We start from the raw sequence: 3,648 nt of genomic DNA, 5'->3' as shown, positions 1-3,648 counted from the left end.
CTTCAACACCCACTCGTTCGAACATCCGCTCAACCTAGCCGGTCCACCCGCACCCGCCCCGGTAGGCCACCGAACGGCCCGTACGGCTCCGCCCGGCTGGTCCCCGTACGCAACGCCGACAGCACCGCGTCACGGGTCGGCTGATGTGGCGTGACCGCCACCCCCACGATCAGCTTCGTCGCGGAATCGATGAACCACGTCACCCACGGACATACCGCTGCCCCGTCCAGGCTGACCCGGACCGGGATGCGTTTGTGGTCCCCTTCCCAGCAGGCATTGCGATACGTGGGCGCCCTTCAGACCGGCCCGCTCCCCCACCGACAAATCCCGCACCGCCGCGCGGTCCTGGAAAGGAAACGGCTGACCCCGGACGCCTGCCGAAGGCCCGGCCGACGCCGGGGCGGCGAAAAGGGTGGTGCGCGGGGCCGACGGAGCCGGGTACAGCCCATCGTCGACGCCCGCGTCCTGCACCGACCGTTACAAGCAGCTGTCTCAGGCGTCGGTGGCGCACGTCAACGCCCACCCGTCATGGACCGTTGACGACCATGCCAACGGCGGCAACGGCTGAGGGCACGCTCGCCACGGCACGCCGCCCACAGGTTCGAGACCGTCCCGAGCGGAGTGCGACACCTCACCGGCAACGGTCCGCAGGCAGTCGAGCGACAGGCACAGCGGCTCCGCCAGATGCTGCACCAGCGGGCTGCGGCGCTGGCGGCGAACCGTGAGCCCTTCGACCTGCTCGGCGAGCGTCCGCCGGCCGCAGCCCGGACTGTCGCAGAACAACCGCCGCGCAGACAGCCCTGTCAACACCGGGCGTCCACCGACAGCGACATCGGCCAGCGTGCGGCAACAGCAACTGTGCACCCGCGCAGAGCCGCGACCGCAATCCGGACACGGCCACCGTCAACCCGCGCGTGCAGGCAGCGATGCGGACCACGCCGCCCGCCGGCCACACCCGCTCCACCCACACCGCATCGAGGTGCGGAGACACGATCCGTACGAGGCCATCACACTCGCCGACACTGGCACAACCCGTGACGGAGCGTCACCGGCGCACGGTGGCACACCCCCGCTTCACGGAAATCTTGCCAGGGCCACTCAAGCGAGTACGCGGACAGCAGTACTCATGAGGGGAGAGGCGAGAGGCCGGGTCCCCTGCCAACGACTTCGGGAGTCCGTTTCATCGCGCGCCCATGATCAATGTCCATGAGCGCGGGAGCCACTCCGCCCAGGCTTGACCGAGGCCGGGACGGAGGGCGTCAGACCGGCGCCTCAGCGGCTCATTGGTGGCTCTTCTCGGTGATCATGTTGATCAGAGCCTGGGCGGTGTTGTGCTCGGAGTCGATCCCCGGGACCTCTCCACCTTCAAAGGTGGCGGGCTCGGAGCTGCGGGGGAACATGGCCTGCTCGTACTCGGTGAGCGCCGCCTCGACATCGTCGGGGTACGCGGCGAGGGCCCTGCCGAGTTCGGCGCCGTCGTACATGGCCAGGTTGGCGCCTTCGCCGTTCGGGGGCGCGAGGTGGGCGGCGTCACCGAGCAGGGTGACCCCTGGCACCCGGTCCCACCGGTGCCCGGTCGGCAGAGCGTAGTAGGGGCGCAGGACCGGCGCTGTGTCGCCGTCGGTGATCAGCGCGGTGAGCTCCGGTGCCCAGCCGTCGAACTCGGCCGCGACCCGCGCGGTGGCCGCGGCGGCATCGCTGAAGTCGATGGCGGCGAACCAGTCCTGCGGCCTGCTCAGCGCCACGTAGGTGTGCAGGGTGTCGCCGCTCTCCCGGTGAGCGAAGATCTCCCTGCCCGGTGCGGGCGCCATCATCATCCCGCCGCCGACCGCTTTCGCGGCGGCCGGGTGCCGGGTGTCGGCGTCGAACAGGTACGTCTCGACGAACGACGTGCCGACGTACTCGGGTGTGGCGGTGGAGAGCAACGGCCGTACCCGTGACCAGGCGCCGTCCGCGCCGACCAGCAGGCTGGTGACGACGGTGCCGCCGTCGGCGAACGTCACCTCATGGCGGCGAGGGCCGACGGTGCGGGTGCTGCTGACCTTGTGCCCCCACCGGACGGTGCCGGCCGGGAGCGAGTCGAGCAGGATCTGTCGTAACTCGCCGCGCTGCACCTCGGGGCGGCCGCCCGTGCCGTCGTCGGCCTTGTCGAGCAGGACGGTCCCGTCCGGGTCGAGGACCCGCATCGCCTGACGGCCTTCCAGGACGATGGCGCGGAACTCGTCCATCAGGCCGGCCGCCTCGAGGGCGAGCTGTCCGTTGTAGTCGTGGATGTCGAGCAGGCCTCCCTGCGAACGCACCGTCGGGGAGGACTCCGCCTCGTAGACCGTGGCCGGGATTCCGTGGACGTGCAGGACGCGGGCCAGCATGAGTCCGCCGAGTCCGGCGCCGATGATCGTGACGGGTATGTGCATGGTGGCTCCTTGGGATCGGGCCGCCCAGTAAGGTCTGGTCGGTCGCTCCTCGAACATTGCCGGACCTCGCCGACAAGCCACCGACGTCGAGCCGGCAGCCGCCGATGGATGACCGACAGCACGTATCAGTCCCGGCACCTGCCCGGAATGGGATGCGGCCCGGCTTCCGGGCCGATCGTGCTCACCCTCGCGTTCTCACGTCGCTCCGCCGTCGACGAAGCCCGGCCCGCACTGGGTACGACCAACGGTCCGACGGGAGGAGCGGCCCGGCTGAACGCCATCCCCGTGGCCAAAGCCGAGGCAGGCAAGGAGGCGTGATGGCGGCCCACTCCCCTCTCACGCCGGCCGACACCATCGTCCGTGTCTGCTTCCTGCTGGCCGCCGCCATCGCGCTCGGAGACGGCCTGCAGCAACCGGCACAGGGAAGCCCTGCGGGCGCGGCGGAAGCGGACAACCAGCGCCGCTCCATGGCGGGTCAGCTACGTCGGCTGGGTTCCCCTGTTCGCCTGTTCGCCTGGGCGGCGGCGACGATCCGCCGGCTGGGGTACTCGTCCACTTCCTGGCCGTCTCGATCTTCCTCGGTGGTGTCGGGCGGCTGGTCTCCTTCGCCCGGGGCGGCATGCCCAGCCCGGCGGGCGGCTTCCTCGCCTCCGCCCTGCTGGAACTCGTCCTCCCGATCGTCATCGTCCGGGGGCACTCCGCCGCCCTCAGAGCCAGAGGAGTGCCGACACAGGCTGAGGCGCCGACCTGCGGGGAACAGCCGAGGCCGTCCACGCCGGGGGCGGCATCGGCTCCTCGGTCCGCCAGGGCGCCTGCGCCCTCATCAACCTCCGTGACGCCGACGGACATCCGCTCGTACGGAACCGCACCGTCACGGGCTTCGCGACGGTCGCCTGATCACGGGCCGGAACCCGGCGTCCCCCAAGGCCGTCAGCGCCTTGGTTCTCGCCGCCTGGGCCGGGACCGAGCAACCGGTGCGGAGACCTGCGGCGCCCCGCCCGGTCGGCCCGGCACGGCGCGGCCCGGCAACAAGGCCGCCACCCGAACCGACATCGCAGTACGCCGGTCAAGGTACGGCTGGCCCCGTAGCGAGCGACACGCGTCTCCGGATGCGCGTGCGGGGTCCCGCCGGCTTCCGTGCCGCAGCTGTCGGACGGGGCTGGTCGGATCATGCGTCGACGGGGCGGTGCGCGCCGTCAGGTGCCCGGGGTGTGAGGGGTGTTGCCGTAATAGG

At 71.2% G+C, this 3,648-nt stretch carries 2 protein-coding genes; one reads left to right on the top strand and one right to left on the bottom strand.

Annotation, left to right across the window (positions count from 1 at the left end; genetic code table 11):
• Positions 1-1,280: 1,280 nt before the first annotated feature.
• The gene (locus ACFV0Q_RS39670) at positions 1,281-2,414 is read right to left on the bottom strand and encodes an FAD-dependent oxidoreductase (RefSeq protein WP_385012729.1); all 1,134 of its coding nucleotides are present in this window, start codon (positions 2,412-2,414) and stop codon (positions 1,281-1,283) included.
• Between the two features lie 108 nt (positions 2,415-2,522).
• On the opposite strand from ACFV0Q_RS39670, the gene ACFV0Q_RS39665 reads away from it, so the two are divergent.
• Positions 2,523-2,732 (top strand): hypothetical protein, encoded by a 210-nt coding sequence (locus tag ACFV0Q_RS39665; RefSeq protein WP_385012728.1) that lies wholly within the window; start codon positions 2,523-2,525, stop codon positions 2,730-2,732.
• The last annotated feature ends 916 nt before the right edge of the window (positions 2,733-3,648 follow it).

The organism is Streptomyces sp. NPDC059564 (assembly GCF_042735575.1).
Lineage (GTDB): Bacteria > Actinomycetota > Actinomycetes > Streptomycetales > Streptomycetaceae > Streptomyces.
This window is presented reverse-complemented; position numbering and strand designations above follow the sequence as displayed.

Excerpts from the sequence above, each read along its gene's own strand:
- ACFV0Q_RS39670 (WP_385012729.1), bottom strand. The coding sequence starts at position 2,414 with ATGCACATACCCGTCACGATCATCGGCGCCGGACTCGGCGGACTCATG.
- ACFV0Q_RS39665 (WP_385012728.1), top strand. The coding sequence starts at position 2,523 with ATGACCGACAGCACGTATCAGTCCCGGCACCTGCCCGGAATGGGATGC.